A 17,023-nucleotide genomic window follows, 5' to 3' on the forward strand; every position below is an offset into this window, starting at 1 on the left:
TTGAAGCTGATGGACGGATAATGAAATATTTAGGGATTAGGAATAGTGTAAAAGAATGGAAACATCAGAACGCAATATTGAAGCGAATATGAATGAGCTGATCGGAAGGATCGAAGCAAAATATGAGAAGATGAGCAAGGGGCAGAAGCGCCTTGCAGAATATGTGAAAGAAAATTATGATAAGGCTGTATTTCTGACAGCGGCGCGTCTTGGAGAGATTGTGGGTGTCAGTGAATCTACGGTTGTACGATTTGCAACCCAGCTTGGATATAGGGGATACCCGGAATTTCAGAAAGCATTGGAGGAACTTGTCCGTAATAAGTTGAATTCAATCCAGCGTATGGAAGTGACCTATGGACGAATTACACAGAGTGAGATCCTTGAAACAGTTCTTCAGTCAGACATTGAGAAAATCAAGATGACCTTGTCTGCAATCGATCATAAGGCATTTAACTGGGCGATTGATACCCTTTTAGAAGCAAAGAGAATCTATGTTGTGGGAATCAGAAGCTGTGCACCACTTGCTTCTTTTATGGGATTTTATCTGAATCTTGTATGCGACAATGTAATTACAGTAAATACAAACAGTTCCAGTGAGATTTTTGAACAGATCATTCGAATCGGGGAAGGAGATGTGATTATAGGAATCAGTTTCCCAAGATATTCGATGAGAACATTGAAAGCATTGGAATTTGCGAACAATAGAAAGGCAAAAGTAATCACACTTACTGACAGTATCCATTCACCTATGAATCAGTATTCTTCCTGCAATCTGATCGCAAGAAGTGATATGGCATCTATTGTCGATTCACTTGTTGCACCATTGAGTGTGATCAATGCTCTGATTGTTGCAATCTGTATGAAAAAACAGAAAGAAGTTGTCTCGACATTAGAGACTCTGGAGAAAATCTGGGGTGAATATCAGGTTTACAGCGGAGAAGAAAGCAGCCAGGAAGGTGGCAGCGCAGGAACGAACGAGTCTTACAGACAGAATAAAGGAGAAGAATAGAGCATGAGTAATGTGATCGTAGTGGGCGGCGGGGCTGCCGGGATGATGGCGGCAGTTTTCGCTGCAAGAAATGGTCAGAATGTTCAGTTGCTTGAGAAGAATGAAAAGCTTGGGAAAAAGCTGTTCATTACAGGAAAAGGACGCTGCAATATAACGAATGCCGCTGATATAGAAGATTTATTTACGGCGGTGACAAGTAATCCGAAATTTTTATACAGTGGATTTTACAGTTTTACAAATCAGCAGGTGATCGATTTCTTTGAAGAACTTGGTGTGAAGACGAAAATTGAACGTGGAGAACGAGTTTTCCCTGTTTCAGATCATTCTTCTGATGTGATCGCAGCATTTTCAAGAGAGTTAAAATCATTAGGAGTAGCTGTTTCTCTTCACACAGAGGTGAGAGAACTGCTTTGTGAACAGGATAAAGTGTGCGGGGTTTTATTAACTAATGGAAAGAAAATGAAGGCAGATGCTGTGATTGTTGCGACAGGTGGTATTTCCTATCCTTCTACGGGTTCTACAGGCGATGGATATCGTTTTGCGAAAGAAACAGGGCATAGAGTGACAGAACTCCTTCCATCACTTGTACCGATGGAAGTCAGACAATGGTATGCGAAAGAATTGCAGGGATTATCTCTTCGAAATATAGAAATTTGTATCACAGATGGGAAGAAAAAACTCTACGAAGAATTCGGAGAAATGCTTTTTACACATTATGGTGTAACAGGACCGGTTATTCTGAGCGCGAGCAGTGTGGTGGGAAAAATTTTAAGAAAAAAAGAACTTACACTTCATATAGACTTAAAACCGGCATTGAGTGAGGAACAACTTGATAAAAGAATCCTCAGAGAGTTTGATGCAAACCATAATAAACAGTATAAAAATTCAATCGATTCACTCTTTCCGGCAAAATTAAAGCCCGTTATGATAGAACTCTCGGAGATTGAACCTGAGAAAAAAGTGAATGAGATTACAAAAGAAGAACGACAGAGACTGGTTCATCTGATCAAGGATTTTACAATGACATTGACAGGGCTTCGCAGTTATAATGAAGCAATCATTACAAAAGGCGGAGTATCTGTAAAGGAGATCGATCCGGGAACAATGGAATCAAAAAAAATGAAAGGATTATATTTCGCCGGAGAGGTGCTTGATCTTGATGCAGTGACCGGAGGATATAATCTTCAGATTGCGTGGTCAACAGGGTATCTTGCCGGAATTAACGCAGGATGTGATTGAAATTTTACTGGGGAATGTCTGAATCCTGTGACAGGAAGAATAGATGTTACTGTTAGATTTGAAAATGGAATGTAGAAAGAAAAGATGGAGGAATAAAAATGGGATATAATGTAGCAATCGATGGACCGGCAGGGGCAGGGAAAAGTACAATTGCAAAGCAGGTTGCAAAAGAAAACGGATATATTTATGTAGATACCGGCGCAATGTACCGTGGATTGGCCATTCACTTTCTGAATCTTGGAATTGATCCAAAAGATACAGAAAAGATTATAGAGGCCTGCAAAGATGTGGAAGTAACGATTGGTTATGAAAGCGGAATCCAGCAGATCTATGTAAACGGAGAGAATGTTACAGCAAAGCTTCGTACAGAAGAAGTTGGAAATATGGCTTCTATGACATCTGCGATTCCGGAAGTCAGAGGAAAACTCCTGGAACTTCAGAGAACGCTTGCAAGAGAGAAGGATGTGATCATGGATGGAAGAGACATTGGTACCCATGTGCTTCCAGATGCAGATGTAAAAATCTATCTTACAGCAAGCGTAGAAATCAGAGCAAAGAGAAGATATAAAGAGCTTGTTGAAAAGGGAGTGCAGTGCGATCTGAAAGAGATAGAGAAAGATATTGAAGAAAGAGACTACCGTGATATGACAAGAAAAATCGCGCCACTGAAAAAAGCAGAGGATGCGATACTTGTTGACAGTTCGGATATGACACTGAAAGAAGTTGTAAACACGATTTCCAGATATTGTCATAGATAAATTTGCAGGAGTTGGATAGAATGAAAGTAATAAAGGCGAAATCAGCTGGATTTTGTTTCGGCGTTAAGCGTGCAGTGGATACAGTTTACGAACAGGTGAAAGAGAATCAGAATCTTCCGATCTATACGTATGGTCCGATTATCCATAATGAAGAAGTGGTGAAAGATCTGGAGCAGAAAGGTGTGATCGTCCTTCGCAGCGAAGAAGAGCTGGATACACTGGAAAGGGGAACTGTTATTATCCGCTCTCATGGGGTGGCAAAAGATGTGTATGACAGATTGGAAAGTAAGAAAATCCAGATTGTAGATGCTACGTGTCCATTTGTTAAGAAAATCCATAATATCGTGCAGAAACACAGTGAGATGGGCGAGAATATTATTATCATTGGAAATCCGGAACATCCGGAGGTTCAGGGAATTAAGGGCTGGGCAGGAGACCATGTAGAGGTCTTTCAGACAAAGGAAGAAGCAGAAAATTATTCTTGTGAGCAGGGGAAAAAGATTTGTATCGTTGCCCAGACGACATTTAATTACAATAAATTTAAAGAATTAGTTGAAATTCTTGAAAAAAAGAGTTATGATGTAAGTGTTTTAAATACAATCTGTAATGCTACGAAGGAGCGCCAGACAGAAGCGCAGAGCATAGCAGAGACGGTGGATGCTATGATCGTTATTGGTGACAAACATAGTTCCAATACCCAGAAGTTATTTGAAATATGCCGCAAAGCATGTAACAATACGTACTATATACAGACACTTGGCGATTTGGATTTGAATCAATTAGGGTCAGTGGAAACGGTAGGTATTACAGCAGGGGCATCCACGCCCAACAATATAATTGAGGAGGTTCAAAATAATGTCAGAATTATCTTTTGAACAGATGTTAGAAGAGTCATTTAAAACAATTCACAATGGAGAGGTTGTCGAAGGTACAGTAATCGACGTGAAACCGGATGAGATTATCCTGAACATTGGATATAAAGCAGACGGTATCATCACAAAGAGCGAATATTCCAACGATCAGTCTCTTGACCTTACAACAGTTGTATCCGTAGGTGATACAATGACAGTTAAGGTACTGAAAGTAAATGACGGAGAGGGTCAGGTTCTTCTTACATATAAGAGACTGGCTGCAGAAAAAGGAAATGAGAGACTGCGCGAAGCATATGAAAACCACGAAGTGCTGAAAGCTACAGTTACACAGATTCTTGGCGGCGGTATTTGTACAACAGTTGATGAAGTAAGAGTATTTATCCCGGCAAGCCTTGTTTCCGATTCTTATGAGAAAGATCTCAGCAAGTATGAAGGACAGGAAATCGAATTCGTAATCAGCGAGTTCAACCCGAGAAGAAACCGTGTGATCGGTGATAGAAGACAGCTTCTTGTAGCAGAGCGTGCTGAGAAGCAGAAAGAGCTGTTCGCGAAACTCAATGTTGGTGATACAGTAGAAGGAACTGTTAAGAATGTAACAGATTTCGGAGCATTCGTTGACCTTGGTGGTGTTGACGGACTTCTTCACATCTCAGAGATGTCATGGGGAAGAGTTGACAATCCGAAGAAAGTATTCCATGTAGGAGATACACTGAAAGTTCTTGTAAAAGACATTCATGATACAAAGATTGCGCTCAGCCTGAAATTCCCAGAGACAAATCCATGGGTAAATGCAGCAGAAGATTTCGCTGTAGGTACAGTAGTTACAGGAAAAGTTGCACGTATGACAGACTTTGGTGCATTCGTAGAACTTGCACCGGGAGTTGACGCACTTCTTCATGTATCCCAGATTTCAAGAGCTCATGTTGAGAAACCATCTGATGTTCTTGCAATCGGACAGGAAATCACAGCTAAGATCGTTGATCTTAACGAAGCAGAGAAGAAGATCAGCCTGAGCATGAAAGCTCTTGAGGCTGACAACGCTGGAGAGACAGAGGAATAAGATATAAATTATTTTTTAGAAGAACCTGCCATTGGCAGGTTCTTTTTCTGTTAAAAATTCGACAAGATGTATAGCGAAAGATACAAGAATTATTACATATTTGCTAGATTTTCAGAGCGCATTCTAGTAAAATAAGTATTACAAAATTAAAATATTATTGTTGTAATGACAATGATAAAAGAAAGGAAGGAAATGAGATGGGGCTTTTGACATTTAAAGGCGGAATCCATCCAGATGATGGAAAACGTTTTTCAAAGGATCAGCCAATCAGACCTGTAGTACCTCAGGGTGAACTGGTCTATCCACTTTCACAGCATATAGGAGCACCGGCTAAACCGGTAGTTAAGAAAGGCGATTGTGTGCTGAAAGGACAGTTGATTGCTGAAGCGGGAGGATTTGTATCTTCTCCGATCTATTCATCTGTCTCCGGTAAAGTGAAAGGATTGGAACAACGTTTTAATCCAACTGGATCCCAGGTGGAGTGCATTGTTGTAGAAAACGATGGAGAGTATAAGGAAGTTGAATATGAACCGGTAAAGCCTTTGGAAGAGATGACAAGGGAAGAAATCATTAATAAGATTGGAGATGCCGGAATCGTAGGAATGGGTGGTGCAGGATTCCCTACAAAGGTAAAGCTTTCTCCGAAGGAACCGGATAAGATAGAATATATTATTGCAAACTGTGCTGAGTGTGAACCTTATATCACTGCAGATTACAGAAGAATGCTCGAGTATACAGAAGATCTTGTCAGCGGAATGAAGGTCATCCTTTCTTTATTCCCAAATGCAAGAGGTGTTTTTGCTGTAGAGGATAACAAGAAAGATTGTATTGAAAAGTTACAGAAAGCAGTTGCCGGCGAACCAAGAATTGATGTGAAAGCATTGATGACAAAATATCCACAGGGGGCAGAACGTCAGTTGATCTATGCAGTGACAAAACGAGCAATCAATTCTACCATGCTTCCGGCAGATGCAGGATGTATTGTTGATAACGTGGAGACTTTGATTGGAATCCACAATGCGGTAATCAAAGGAAAACCGTTGATGGAACGTGTTGTTACAGTGAGCGGCGATGCAGTCGAAAAACCAGGAAACTTTATGGCTCCTTTTGGAATAAACCACAGAGAGCTGGTTGAGGCAGCAGGAGGTTTGAAAGCGGAACCGCAGAAACTGATCTCCGGAGGACCGATGATGGGATTTGCCATGGTGACAATGGATGCACCGGTTACAAAGACTTCTTCCTCTATTCTGCTTTTTAAAGAAGACGTTGTGGCAAAGAGTCTTGAGACTGCATGTATTAACTGTGGAAGATGTGTGGAGATCTGTCCAAGCAGAATTATTCCATCCAGACTTGCAGACTTTTCAAAGAGAAAAGATGAGGCATCTTTTGTTGCATGGAATGGATTGGAATGTGTGGAATGTGGTTCCTGCAGTTATGTCTGTCCGGCGAAACGTCAGCTGAAACAGGCAATTGGTTCAATGCGTAAGACAGCATTGGCGAATAGAAAGAAGAAATAAGAGAGGTTGAAGTAAAGTGAACGAGAAATATAACGTATCTTCTTCGCCGCATATCCGTGATAAAGTGACAAGCAGCAACATTATGCTTTATGTTGTGATCGCACTTCTTCCGGCTACATTTTTCGGAATCTGGAATTTCCGTCATGAGAATGCCTGGATTCTTGTAGTTGTTACAACGGCAGCGGCTGTTTTATCTGAGTATCTTTATGAAAAATTAATGCATAAGCCAATTACGATCAATGATTTCAGTGCGGTTGTAACAGGACTTCTGCTCGCATTGAATCTTCCTCCGACACTCCCGTGGTGGATGGGTGTGCTTGGTGCAGTATTTGCCATCATTGTTGTGAAACAGTTGTTTGGAGGACTTGGACAGAACTTCATGAACCCTGCATTGGGAGCACGTTGTTTTCTGCTGATCTGTTTTGCAGGAAAGATGACTTATTTTGTTTACGACGGAGTGACAGGACCGACTCCTCTGGCAGAACTGAAAGCAGGAGAAACAGTGAATACATTGTCTATGCTTCTCGGAAATATCAGAGGAACAATCGGAGAGACTTCTGTAGTTGCAATTATGATCGGTGCAATGTTCCTGATTCTTATGGGTGTAATTGATCTTAGAATTCCTGGAACTTACATTGTGACATTTGTGATTTTTATCACATTGTTTGGAGGACATGGATTCGATCCTCAGTACATCACAGCGCATCTTTGTGGTGGTGGTCTGATGCTTGGAGCATGGTTTATGGCAACAGATTATGTAACATCTCCGATTACGAGCAAAGGAAAGATCCTTTTTGGAATCTGTCTTGGATGTCTGACGGGTCTGTTCCGTCTTTTTGGTGGATCAGCAGAAGGAGTTTCCTATGCGATCATCATCAGTAACCTTTTAGTTCCGTTGATCGAGAAGGTTACTCTTCCAAAACCATTTGGTAAAGGAGGAGAAAAGTAATGAATAAAATTGTTAAAAACACGTTGATTCTGACAGCAATCACTGTTGTTGCAGGTCTCCTTCTCGGAGTTGTATATGGTGTGACAAAAGATCCGATCGCGAAAGCACAGGAGAAGGCAAAACAGGAAGCATTTCGTTCTGTCCTTTCAGATGCAGAGACATTTGAATCGGATACAGAATTTGATGCTGATGCAGCTTCCGCTCTTCTGAAAGAAAATGGATACACTTCAGATGATATTTCTGAGGTGGCTGAGGGAAAAGACGCTTCCGGTGAGACGGTTGGTTATGTCGTAAATGTTACATCACATGAAGGATACGGCGGAGATATTGATATTTCTGTAGGTATCAGGGAAGATGGAACAGTAACAGGTATTGAGATGCTCAGTATCAGTGAGACAGCAGGTCTTGGAATGAAAGCTAAGGAAGCAGATTTCAAAGATCAGTTTAAAGATAAGAATGTAGAAAAGTTTACATATACAAAGACAGGAGAGTCAGGAGATGACATGATCGACGCCATCAGTGGTGCTACGATCACAACCAATGCTGTGACAAATGCAGTAGACTCTGCACTTGTATATTTTCAAAATGAGTTAGGAGGCGGAAGTAATGAATAAATGTACAGAACGGCTGTATAACGGCCTTGTAAAAGAAAATCCGACCTTCGTTCTTATGCTTGGTATGTGTCCTACACTTGCGGTTACAACATCTGCGATCAACGGTGTTGGTATGGGACTTTCTACAACAGTTGTATTGATCATGTCTAACATGTTGATTTCTATGTTGAGAAAGATTATTCCGGATTCTGTCAGAATGCCGGCATTCATCGTTATTGTTGCTTCTTTCGTAACAATTGTACAGTTCTTGATGGAAGGATTTGTTCCAAGCCTTTATGATTCACTGGGACTTTATATTCCTCTGATCGTTGTAAACTGTATCATCCTCGGAAGAGCAGAGAGTTATGCTTCAAAGAATCCGGTTCTTCCTTCTATCTTTGATGGAATCGGTATGGGACTTGGATTTACTGTTGGTCTTACAGCAATTGGTATTGTCAGAGAACTGATCGGTGCAGGTAAGATCTTTGATATCCGTGTCATGCCGGAATCTTACGAGCCACTGACAATCTTCATCCTTGCACCGGGAGCATTCTTTGTCCTTGCTGGTCTTGTTGCTTTGCAGAATAAAGTAAAGAACAATATGGCAAAGAAAGGAAAGAAAGTTCCGGAGACAATCGGATGCGGAGAAGGCTGTGCAAGCTGCGGGAATGCTTCATCCTGCAGTGGAAAGATCTTCCCGACAGGCGAAGAAGACGCAAAGAACGAATAAAGGAGGGGACAGAAAGTGAAAGAATTATTATTAATTGCAGTTGGTTCAGCATTTGTAAATAATGTTGTCCTGAGCCAGTTCCTTGGTATATGTCCGTTCCTCGGTGTATCCAAGAATGTGAAGACTGCTGCCGGAATGGGCGGAGCGGTTGTATTCGTTATTACGATCGCATCTTTTGTAACTGGATTGATCTATAAGTTTATTCTCGGAAATCCAAATATCATGGGAGGAGAATTATCTTACCTGAATACGATTGTATTTATTCTTGTTATCGCAGCACTTGTACAGTTTGTAGAGATGTTCTTAAAGAAGGCGATGCCATCATTATACAATGCGCTCGGTGTATATCTTCCGCTGATCACAACGAACTGTGCAGTTCTCGGAGTAGCACTGACAAACGTACAGAATGGCTACTATGATGACATGAGTGCAGGTATGGGGCTTCTCACAGGTGTCGTAAATGGATTTGCTACAGCTGTCGGATTCCTTGTATCAATTGTGTTAATGGCCGGAATTCGCGAGAAGATTGAATACAATGATATCAGTGAGTCATTTCAGGGGACTCCGATCGTGCTTGTTACAGCAGGACTGATGGCAATTGCATTTTTCGGATTCTCGGGATTAATTTAGGAGGAAGAGCAAATGAGTATGACAGGAATTATTTTGGCGGCAGTAGTCGTCGGTGGAACCGGTTTATTCATCGGTGTTTTCCTCGGAATCGCAGGTAAGAAGTTTGCTGTAAAAGTAGATGAACGTGAAGAAGCGATTTTAGGCGTTCTCCCGGGAAATAACTGTGGTGGATGCGGTTATGCAGGCTGTTCAGGACTTGCAGCTGCAATCGTAAAAGGTGAAGCAGAAGTCAGTGGATGTCCGGTTGGTGGGGCACCTGTTGCTGCAAAGATCGGTGATATCATGGGTGTTGCAGCAGGCACACAGGAGAGACAGACCGCTTTTGTAAAATGTGCCGGAACCTGCGAAAAAGCAATTTTAGATTATGATTACACAGGTATTCAGGATTGTACGATGGCAAGCATGATGCAGAATGGAGGAGCAAAGGGATGTAATTCAGGATGTCTTGGATTCGGTTCTTGTGTTGCTGCCTGTCCATTTGATGCAATTCATGTAGTAGATGGAATTGCTGTTGTTGACAAAGAAGCATGTAAAGCATGTGGAAAATGTATTGCAGCATGTCCAAAACACCTGATCGAGCTGATTCCATATGAGCAGAAGACATTTGTACGCTGTAATTCCAATGCAAAAGGAAAAATACAGTTGACAATCTGTCAGGCCGGATGTATCGGATGTCGTCTCTGTGAGAAGAACTGTGAAGCAGGAGCGATCACTGTAACGAATTTCCTTGCACATATCGATGCAGATAAATGTACAGAGTGTGGTGTTTGTGTAGAAAAATGCCCGAGAAAGATTATTACGTTACGTTAATAATACGACAGGATTTTATTGAAAAAAGAGATCAGAAAAGGAAGCTGAAGATTTAAAATGGTCAGCTTCCTTTTCTTTAGTTATCAATATCAGTGATTAAATCGACAGAGTCACTGCTTTTATAAATCGTATTGTCATCGGTAATAAATACAGCCTCTATATTATCCATACTTCGGATAAGTTTTAATCCTTCATCCAGTCCAAGTGCATAACAGGTTGTGCTTAAGGCGTCCCCGTCAACCGATTTGTCAGAGATGATCGTGACCTGGTTTAAGTTATTTTCTATTGGATATCCTGTAGAAGGGTCAAGGATATGATGGTAAATCTTTCCGTCTTTCTTAAAGTATCGTTCGTAATTTCCGGAAGATACGATGGACTTATCAGATACCGGAAGAACAGCCATAACTGTCCCGTCTTCTGCAAATGGTTTCTGGATACCGATCCGAAAGTTGGAACCATCCGTTTTTCCACCGAGTGTCAGTATGTTACCACCGAGATTGATATAGGCATGTTCTATTCCTTCTTCTACAAGATAATTCTTTACCTGATCTGCAATATAGCCTTTGGCGATACCACCCAGATCAATCTTTGCATAAGGATCTGACATTGTTACCGTTGTTCCGTTGACCTCTATAGTTTTATAATTGATATGAGTAACTGCTTCGGACAGCTGCTCTGCGTCAGGGATGCTATGATCCGCATTATCATGAAAATTCCAAAGATCACTGGCAGAAGCGATTGTGATATCAAATTTTCCGTCGGAAAGATCCCCATAATATTTTCCCAGTTCAATTAAATCAGCAGTTTCTTTCGATACAGAAACGGAGGCACCTTGTGCCTGATTGATCTGACTGATTTCACTGGAATCGATCGTAGGACTTAAAAGTTGTTCATATTTCTCACAGATATCTTTGCAGCCATCCATGATCTTAGAATCTGCTCCCCAGACTTCAATCTTAACAACGGTGTCGAAATAGGTTCCTGTCATAGAAAGCGACTGTGACTGATCTTTTGTGGAACATCCGGTCAGCAGAAAAGAAAATGTAAGGAAACAAGCCAGTATTTTTTTGTGTTTCATAAAATCTCCGTTCTTAATATAAATGAATGATGTGTTTATTATAACGAGGTTTGAATAAAAATACAATCGAACATGTGGTTGCATTCAAAATATGGTTGTGCTATGATGAATTAGCAAAACCATTATGGAAGAAAGATGGTGCGGAATGAAGAAGAATGACTGGATATTTGCAGCAGCTATTTTTTTTATAGCTGTTTTAACGTTTGGTTTACAGCTCTTAAAAACTACAGATGAATACAGTGAAGTAGAGATTCAGGTAAATGGCGAGTTGTATGGAAGATACCGCTTGGAACAGGATCAGGAAATTGATGTAAATGATAAGAACAAAGTACTCATAAAGGACAGAAAGGTTCGTATGGAAGATGCTGACTGTCCGGATCAGATTTGTGTAAACCACAGAGCAATTTCAAGAGATGGGGAAAGTATAATCTGCCTGCCGAATCAGACTATAGTAACGATCCGTGGCGGAGAGGAACCGGAGGTGGATGAGATTGCACGGTAGAAAAGTAGCGATATTTGGCGTATTTACAGCATTGGCATTGATTTTTAGCTATGTGGAACTTTTGATTCCGATTAATTTCGGAATACCGGGAGCAAAACTTGGTCTGGCGAATCTTATGACAGTTCTTGTTCTGTACAAGATGGGGATAAGAGAGGCACTGGCACTTTCCGTGACAAGGATTATTTTATCGGGCTTCATGTTCGGAAATCTGTTTGGTATTCTGTATAGTTTAGCAGGAGGACTTTTGAGTTTTCTTGTTATGGTCCTCCTTAAGAGATCAGGCTGGTTCAGTGTTGCCGGAGTCAGCATTGGTGGAGGTACGGCGCATAATATCGGGCAGCTTTTTGTTGCGATGGTTGTCGTACAGACATATCAGGTGGGGTATTATCTGCCGGTTTTGTTAGTGGCAGGAGAAGTGACCGGGCTGCTGATCGGACTTGTGGCAAAAGAAGTTTTAAAAAGGATCCAGGGAATTTCTCTGGTATAATTATTATGGAAGCGTTGCGGTTTTGGTGCAGCGGGAAAAGGATAGAGGAAGATGATATCATATATTAGAGGTGAACTGGCAGCAGTCCAGGAGCAGAAAGCGATTGTGGAAGCGGGTGGAATCGGATACGGAATTTATATGTCGCAGCAGACATTATCCATGCTTCCGGCAGTTGGGGAAGAAGTGAAAATTCATACATATCTCAACGTGCGTGAGGATGCAATGCAATTATATGGATTTCTAACAGGCGAAGATCTTCAGGTTTTCAGACTGTTGATCGGTGTCAGTGGGATCGGACCGAAAGCCGGGTTGAATATTCTTTCCTGCCTTTCTCCGGATGAACTTCGTTTTGCCGTGCTGGCCGGAGATGTAAAAACAATTTCATCAGCTCCTGGAATTGGGAAGAAGACCGCGGAAAAGCTGATTCTGGAGTTGAAAGATAAGATGAGCATTGAGGATGTTCTGGAACAGGCAGCACATGGCAGTGAACAGTCAAAAGAAATTGAGGCGACAGATACCGGAATGCAGGCGGAAGCGGTACAGGCACTGACAGCACTTGGTTATGGAAGTGCAGAGAGTTTACGTGCAGTGAAGAAGGTATCTGTTGATTGTGCGAGTGTAGAAGATCTTTTGAGAGAAGCGTTAAAGAATCTGCTCTGATCAGATATAAAAATTTGAAGTAAAGAGTTATGAAATGAGAGGTCAGTTATGGCGAAGAGAATTATAACGACAGAGAATCTGGAAGAAGACAGTAAGATAGAGGGACAGTTAAGGCCGCAGCTTTTATCAGAATATATTGGACAGGAGAAAGCAAAGAAGACGCTTAGTATTTATATAGAAGCAGCGAAAGCAAGGGGCGAAGCACTGGATCATGTGCTGTTTTACGGACCGCCGGGGCTTGGTAAGACAACACTGGCAGGAATCATAGCGAATGAGATGGGGGTAAATATGAAGATTACTTCCGGACCGGCAATAGAGAAACCAGGCGAGATGGCTGCAATTCTGAATGGTCTGCAGGAACATGACGTATTATTCGTGGATGAGATTCACAGACTTAACCGTCAGGTGGAAGAAGTGCTCTACCCGGCAATGGAAGATTATGCGATCGACATTATGATCGGAAAGGGACCGGGAGCAAGGTCTGTTCGTCTGAATCTTCCCAAATTTACGCTGGTTGGGGCAACAACAAGAGCAGGAATGCTTACAGCACCGCTCAGAGACCGTTTTGGTGTAGTGCATCATTTGGAGTTATATAATGAAGAAGAGTTGAAGACGATCATTCTGCGTTCTGCACATGTTCTAGGTGTAGAGATTGAAGAAGAAGGTGCTATGGAACTTGCCAGAAGATCAAGGGGAACACCGCGACTTGCGAACCGTCTGCTGAAAAGAGTGCGTGACTTTGCACAGGTTAAATATGATGGTGTAATCACAAAAGAAGTAGCAAATTATGCATTGGATCTTCTTGACGTGGATAAATTCGGATTAGATCATATTGATCGTAACATTCTGATCACAATGATTGAGAAGTTCCAGGGAGGACCGGTAGGACTTGAGACACTTGCCGCATCGATTTCAGAAGATGCAGGCACATTAGAAGATGTTTACGAACCGTATTTGTTGAAAAATGGATTCATTCAGAGGACTCCAAGAGGTCGTGTTGTAACAGAATTAGCTTACCAACATCTTGGAATTCCGAGAGAAGTATAGAAATTCTGAAAAAATAGTTGGTTTTTGAGGATAAATAGTCTATAATAGAAGAATAGAAACTCGAGGAGGAAGCTATGAGTTCAGCAAAACATTTTACAGAAGTATTAATCGGAGGAAAAGTCTATACTCTCAGTGGCTTTGAAGGAGAAGAGTATCTGCAGAAAGTATCTTCCTATCTTAATCATAAAATCACAGAATGTACGAACAGTGAAGGATACAGAAAACAGAGTGCAGACACAAGGAATGTCCTTCTTGCACTTAATATTGCAGATGATTATTTTAAAGCAAAGAAACAGGGAGATTCCCTGGAAAGCGATATCGAGCTCAAGGATAAAGAGATGTATGATCTGAAGCATGAATTGATTTCAGCCCAGATCAAACTTGAGAATGCTGAGAAAGAGCTTGCAAAGATGAAAGAAGAGAATAATGACCTTCAGATGCAGATTGTTAAGCTCGAGACAGAGATGAAAAACCGAAGAAGGTAAATGAGAAAAGCTGTCACTTTGGCAGCCTTTTTCATTTACGCGAACAACGAGCCAAAGTCCGTACTTGCACAAGACCTTGGCGATTGTCGCGATAACTTGAGAAACTCGCGGAGCATGTTTCTCATAGATTATGTGAACATAATAATAAAGAGAAGGATAATGACAGAAGAATGAGAAAAGACCGACAGGTGGAGATTCTGGCTCCGGCGGGATCCTTTGCATGTTTTCAGGCAGCAATGAATGCAGGTGCAGATGCCGTTTATGCGGCAGGAGCACGTTTTGGAGCAAGAGCATATGCAAACAATTTTACACAGGATGAACTGATCGAAGCAATTGAGCGTGCTCATATTTATGGGAAGAAGTTTTATCTTACAGTAAATACATTATTAAAAGATCATGAGATTGCAGAACTGTATGATTATCTGGCACCATTATATGAGAAAGGTTTGGATGCGGTGATCGTTCAGGATACGGGTGTATTCCAATTTATCAGAAGCAATTTTCCGGATCTTGATATCCATGCGAGTACACAGATGACAATCACTGGTGCGGCAGGAGCGAAGTTTTTAGAGAGTCAGGGGGCGGCAAGAGTTGTCCCGGCAAGAGAGCTTTCGTTGGAAGAAGTTCGACAGATTCATGAAACAACGGACCTTGAAGTAGAGTGTTTTGTTCATGGAGCACTTTGCTATTGTTACTCCGGACAGTGTCTGATGAGTAGTGTGATCGGCGGCCGAAGTGGAAATCGTGGTCAATGTGCACAGCCATGCAGACTTCCTTATACAGTAGATGGTCAGAAGAAATATTTTCTTAGCCTGAAGGATATCTGTACGCTGGAATTAATTCCGGAACTGGTTGAAGCCGGGATTGACTCATTTAAGATAGAAGGACGCATGAAGAAACCGGAATATGTGGCAGCAGTAACAGCTATGTATCGGAAATATGTGGATTTATATTTGAAAAAAGGGAAAAGTGGTTATGCGGTGAAACCGGAAGACCGCGAAAACCTGATGGATCTTTATAATCGCGGTGATTCAGATACCGGATATTATAAGCAGCATAATGGAAGAGAAATGCTGGTACTGGATCGTCCGAATCATGCCGGAGTAGCAGCAGCCAGATGTCTGTCGCAAAATGGACGTGAGGTCACAGCTCAGGCTTTGACAGATCTGCATGCACATGATGTTCTTGAAATCGGTAGCGGGAAAGATAATTATACACTTGGCAAGAAGATCGCAAAGGGAGAAAAGTTACGTTTTCTTGTGCCGAAAGGGATGCGTTTCAAAGAAGGCTTTGTTTTTAGAAGAATCCGAAATGAAGAACTGATTGAGAGTCTGGATCAGAAATACAGGAAAGAAGACCGGCAGGAGGAGATTTATGGATTTTTGAGCCTTCAGGTTGGATATCCGGCATCTTTTACGGTCTGCTGCAGGGAATTTTCTTATACAGCATATACAGAACATGCAGTAGAACGTGCACAGAAGCGCCCATTGGAGGAAGAGAGAATTCGCACACAGCTTGCGAAGACAGGCGGTACACTATTTTTCCTGAAAGATCTGGAAATATCTATGGATCAGGATGCGTTTCTTCCGATGCAGCAGCTGAATAGTTTAAGAAGAGCAGCACTGGATGGATTGAGAAGAGAAATCGCAACTGCTTTTTACAGGGAATGCAATCCTTCAACGACACAGGTAGAAACATTTAAAGAAGAGACAGGAAATGGAAATCTGAACAGATATTCTGTGTTTATTGAAACAGAGGAACAGTTAGAGACCGTGTTCAGCTTTTTGAATCAGAAAGAGGAACTTTATGGGCAGGGAACTCAAAGGATTGGCCGGATTGCATTAGATTTCCGGTTGTTTGGCACAGGTTTTTCAGACACACATGTCAGAGACGGGATTGATTTTTGGAGAAAAAGCGGAGTTGAATTGTATCTGGTATTTCCACATATTTTCAGAGAGAATGCGCAGGAATGGTTTGGAAGACAATTTGAAAACTTTAATCAATTGCCAATTGACGGCGTTGTTATTCGAAATTTTGAAGCTTTCTTTTTCTTAAAAGAAAGAGGATTTGACAAAAAGATTATATTAGACCATAATCTATATATCTTTAATCAGTATGGCAAAGAATTTTGGAAACAGCAAAAAGTTGAGGATTTTACAGCTCCGTTGGAGCTTAACAGCAGAGAACTAAGGGAACTTGATATCAGAAACGGTGAACTTCTTGTTTACGGAAGAATTCCGGTTATGGTATCTGCACAGTGTATTGAGAGAACAACTTCAGGCTGTTCTAAGAAACCGGGAGTACGAGTGCTTCAAGACAGAAGAGACGAAAAATTCTTTGCGCGTAACTATTGTGATCTCTGTTATAATGTGATTTATACGGAAAATCCGATCAATCTAAGACAGGAATGGGACAGAGTGAATGAATTGTATCCAAAGATGCGCCGTATCCAGTTTACTCTGGAGGATAAAGAACAGACAGAAACAGTTCTGAATACATTTTTCTTAACAGATGAAAAAACTGTTGCCAGAGGAAAAGAAGATACAGATTTTACAACAGGACATTTCAACAGAGGAATTATTTGAAGCAGGTGAAAT

The 17,023-nt window shown here is 41.4% G+C and carries 18 protein-coding genes; 17 read left to right on the plus strand and 1 reads right to left on the minus strand.

Features of this window, described 5'->3' with window-relative positions; translation table 11 throughout:
• Positions 1 to 55: 55 nt before the first annotated feature.
• From LI126_RS07825 to LI126_RS07875, 11 genes are all read left to right on the plus strand, one after another.
• Complete coding sequence (locus LI126_RS07825) at positions 56 to 1,009, plus strand: MurR/RpiR family transcriptional regulator (RefSeq protein ID WP_172790467.1); 954 nt, start codon at positions 56 to 58, stop codon at positions 1,007 to 1,009.
• 3 nt (positions 1,010 to 1,012) lie between these two features.
• The gene (locus LI126_RS07830) at positions 1,013 to 2,248 is read left to right on the plus strand and encodes an NAD(P)/FAD-dependent oxidoreductase (RefSeq protein WP_227165144.1); all 1,236 of its coding nucleotides are present in this window, start codon (positions 1,013 to 1,015) and stop codon (positions 2,246 to 2,248) included.
• A gap of 98 nt (positions 2,249 to 2,346) precedes the next feature.
• The gene (gene cmk, locus LI126_RS07835) at positions 2,347 to 3,006 is read left to right on the plus strand and encodes a (d)CMP kinase (protein ID WP_015529143.1); all 660 of its coding nucleotides are present in this window, start codon (positions 2,347 to 2,349) and stop codon (positions 3,004 to 3,006) included.
• A gap of 20 nt (positions 3,007 to 3,026) precedes the next feature.
• A complete protein-coding gene (gene ispH / locus LI126_RS07840) occupies positions 3,027 to 3,881 on the plus strand; it encodes a 4-hydroxy-3-methylbut-2-enyl diphosphate reductase (protein WP_055145579.1) in 855 nt (284 codons plus the stop codon).
• Complete coding sequence (gene rpsA, locus LI126_RS07845) at positions 3,862 to 4,938, plus strand: 30S ribosomal protein S1 (protein ID WP_020436604.1); 1,077 nt, start codon at positions 3,862 to 3,864, stop codon at positions 4,936 to 4,938. The genes ispH and rpsA overlap by 20 nt, the downstream gene beginning before the upstream one ends.
• A gap of 197 nt (positions 4,939 to 5,135) precedes the next feature.
• Complete coding sequence (rsxC, locus tag LI126_RS07850) at positions 5,136 to 6,455, plus strand: electron transport complex subunit RsxC (RefSeq protein ID WP_015529146.1); 1,320 nt, start codon at positions 5,136 to 5,138, stop codon at positions 6,453 to 6,455.
• 16 nt (positions 6,456 to 6,471) lie between these two features.
• The gene (locus LI126_RS07855; RefSeq protein ID WP_020436606.1) at positions 6,472 to 7,404 is read left to right on the plus strand and encodes an RnfABCDGE type electron transport complex subunit D; all 933 of its coding nucleotides are present in this window, start codon (positions 6,472 to 6,474) and stop codon (positions 7,402 to 7,404) included.
• Positions 7,404 to 8,018 (plus strand): RnfABCDGE type electron transport complex subunit G, encoded by a 615-nt coding sequence (locus LI126_RS07860; RefSeq protein WP_015529147.1) that lies wholly within the window; start codon positions 7,404 to 7,406, stop codon positions 8,016 to 8,018. The genes LI126_RS07855 and LI126_RS07860 overlap by 1 nt, the downstream gene beginning before the upstream one ends.
• On the plus strand, positions 8,011 to 8,727 hold the full coding sequence (gene rsxE / locus LI126_RS07865) for an electron transport complex subunit RsxE (RefSeq protein WP_227165145.1): 717 nt from the start codon (positions 8,011 to 8,013) through the stop codon (positions 8,725 to 8,727). Before LI126_RS07860 ends, rsxE begins: the two co-directional genes overlap by 8 nt.
• A 15-nt stretch (positions 8,728 to 8,742) precedes the next feature.
• Positions 8,743 to 9,357: an electron transport complex protein RnfA gene (locus LI126_RS07870; protein WP_055163209.1), complete on the plus strand. Its 615-nt coding sequence runs from the start codon at positions 8,743 to 8,745 to the stop codon at positions 9,355 to 9,357.
• A 12-nt stretch (positions 9,358 to 9,369) separates the two neighbouring features.
• The gene (locus LI126_RS07875; RefSeq protein WP_227165146.1) at positions 9,370 to 10,167 is read left to right on the plus strand and encodes an RnfABCDGE type electron transport complex subunit B; all 798 of its coding nucleotides are present in this window, start codon (positions 9,370 to 9,372) and stop codon (positions 10,165 to 10,167) included.
• Positions 10,168 to 10,243: 76 nt separating this feature from the next.
• On the opposite strand, the gene LI126_RS07880 is transcribed toward LI126_RS07875, so the two are convergent.
• Positions 10,244 to 11,245, minus strand: a complete 1,002-nt coding sequence (locus LI126_RS07880; RefSeq protein ID WP_227165147.1) for an FAD:protein FMN transferase — start codon at positions 11,243 to 11,245, stop codon at positions 10,244 to 10,246.
• Positions 11,246 to 11,369: 124 nt separating this feature from the next.
• Between LI126_RS07880 and LI126_RS07885 the strand changes: the two genes are divergently transcribed.
• The 6 genes from LI126_RS07885 to LI126_RS07910 all read left to right on the plus strand — a co-directional run bounded on the left by LI126_RS07885 (position 11,370) and on the right by LI126_RS07910 (position 17,011).
• Positions 11,370 to 11,747 carry a NusG domain II-containing protein gene (locus LI126_RS07885; RefSeq protein ID WP_227165148.1) on the plus strand — a complete coding sequence of 126 codons (378 nt, stop codon included), beginning with the start codon at positions 11,370 to 11,372 and terminating at the stop codon, positions 11,745 to 11,747.
• The gene (locus LI126_RS07890; protein WP_331469894.1) at positions 11,737 to 12,234 is read left to right on the plus strand and encodes a Gx transporter family protein; all 498 of its coding nucleotides are present in this window, start codon (positions 11,737 to 11,739) and stop codon (positions 12,232 to 12,234) included. The genes LI126_RS07885 and LI126_RS07890 overlap by 11 nt, the downstream gene beginning before the upstream one ends.
• A gap of 51 nt (positions 12,235 to 12,285) precedes the next feature.
• On the plus strand, positions 12,286 to 12,894 hold the full coding sequence (ruvA, locus tag LI126_RS07895) for a Holliday junction branch migration protein RuvA (protein ID WP_020436612.1): 609 nt from the start codon (positions 12,286 to 12,288) through the stop codon (positions 12,892 to 12,894).
• Between the two features lie 48 nt (positions 12,895 to 12,942).
• Complete coding sequence (gene ruvB, locus LI126_RS07900; protein WP_015529153.1) at positions 12,943 to 13,941, plus strand: Holliday junction branch migration DNA helicase RuvB; 999 nt, start codon at positions 12,943 to 12,945, stop codon at positions 13,939 to 13,941.
• A 74-nt stretch (positions 13,942 to 14,015) separates the two neighbouring features.
• Positions 14,016 to 14,426, plus strand: coding sequence for a cell division protein ZapA (gene zapA, locus LI126_RS07905; RefSeq protein ID WP_005609966.1), 411 nt, complete (start codon positions 14,016 to 14,018; stop codon positions 14,424 to 14,426).
• A 170-nt stretch (positions 14,427 to 14,596) separates the two neighbouring features.
• Positions 14,597 to 17,011, plus strand: coding sequence for a U32 family peptidase (locus LI126_RS07910; RefSeq protein WP_227165150.1), 2,415 nt, complete (start codon positions 14,597 to 14,599; stop codon positions 17,009 to 17,011).
• Positions 17,012 to 17,023: the final 12 nt, after the last annotated feature.

The sequence above is a fragment of the Mediterraneibacter sp. 210702-DFI.5.30 genome (assembly GCF_020560115.1).
GTDB classification, from domain to species: Bacteria; Bacillota; Clostridia; order Lachnospirales; family Lachnospiraceae; genus Mediterraneibacter; species Mediterraneibacter faecis.

Coding starts and splice junctions, on each gene's coding strand:
- ruvB (WP_015529153.1), top strand. CDS start 12,943: ATGGCGAAGAGAATTATAACGACAGAGAATCTGGAAGAAGACAGTAAG.
- ispH (WP_055145579.1), top strand. CDS start 3,027: ATGAAAGTAATAAAGGCGAAATCAGCTGGATTTTGTTTCGGCGTTAAG.
- LI126_RS07880 (WP_227165147.1), bottom strand. CDS start 11,245: ATGAAACACAAAAAAATACTGGCTTGTTTCCTTACATTTTCTTTTCTG.
- ruvA (WP_020436612.1), top strand. CDS start 12,286: ATGATATCATATATTAGAGGTGAACTGGCAGCAGTCCAGGAGCAGAAA.
- rsxC (WP_015529146.1), top strand. CDS start 5,136: ATGGGGCTTTTGACATTTAAAGGCGGAATCCATCCAGATGATGGAAAA.
- rsxE (WP_227165145.1), top strand. CDS start 8,011: ATGAATAAATGTACAGAACGGCTGTATAACGGCCTTGTAAAAGAAAAT.
- rpsA (WP_020436604.1), top strand. CDS start 3,862: ATGTCAGAATTATCTTTTGAACAGATGTTAGAAGAGTCATTTAAAACA.
- LI126_RS07885 (WP_227165148.1), top strand. CDS start 11,370: ATGGAAGAAAGATGGTGCGGAATGAAGAAGAATGACTGGATATTTGCA.
- LI126_RS07875 (WP_227165146.1), top strand. CDS start 9,370: ATGAGTATGACAGGAATTATTTTGGCGGCAGTAGTCGTCGGTGGAACC.
- zapA (WP_005609966.1), top strand. CDS start 14,016: ATGAGTTCAGCAAAACATTTTACAGAAGTATTAATCGGAGGAAAAGTC.
- LI126_RS07860 (WP_015529147.1), top strand. CDS start 7,404: ATGAATAAAATTGTTAAAAACACGTTGATTCTGACAGCAATCACTGTT.
- cmk (WP_015529143.1), top strand. CDS start 2,347: ATGGGATATAATGTAGCAATCGATGGACCGGCAGGGGCAGGGAAAAGT.
- LI126_RS07825 (WP_172790467.1), top strand. CDS start 56: ATGGAAACATCAGAACGCAATATTGAAGCGAATATGAATGAGCTGATC.
- LI126_RS07830 (WP_227165144.1), top strand. CDS start 1,013: ATGAGTAATGTGATCGTAGTGGGCGGCGGGGCTGCCGGGATGATGGCG.
- LI126_RS07910 (WP_227165150.1), top strand. CDS start 14,597: ATGAGAAAAGACCGACAGGTGGAGATTCTGGCTCCGGCGGGATCCTTT.